This window comes from Enterobacter cloacae complex sp.6700776, from assembly GCF_048284255.1.
Lineage (GTDB): Bacteria > Pseudomonadota > Gammaproteobacteria > Enterobacterales > Enterobacteriaceae > Enterobacter > Enterobacter intestinihominis.
Genome location: NZ_JBLVYK010000139.1, coordinates 1 through 313, shown reverse-complemented (window position 1 = coordinate 313; position 313 = coordinate 1). Strand labels below are relative to the sequence as shown.

The following is a 313-nucleotide window of genomic DNA, read 5'->3' as shown; positions in this document are numbered from 1 at the left end:
GCTTGGGGGATTGGAAGCTCGTGCGGGCATGATAGCGCAGGTGCGTGAGGCTATCGATGTGGCGATTGAACAGCGTCAACTTATCCCACTGGATGAGAAAAAAGGACTATTTACCTCGTCTATTCATTTGATGGACGAGCTGAAGCTACAACAAATTGCTACCGACATGAAGCAACATAACCGTACCATCAGTTTTCAGGCGCGGACAGAAACCCTCGCACCAGTCATGGAAAAAGTGGCAGATACGTTACCCAGTATTGCAATTGTCGCTAGTCAAGGACTCGGTAAAGCGCAACGAGACGGGGTATTAGAC

At 49.2% G+C, this 313-nt stretch carries 1 protein-coding gene; it reads left to right on the top strand.

Annotation, left to right across the window (positions count from 1 at the left end; all coding sequences use genetic code 11):
• Positions 1 to 313 (top strand): hypothetical protein (locus tag ACNQ0T_RS23605; RefSeq protein WP_417930429.1); only part of this gene is annotated, 313 nt, incomplete at both ends.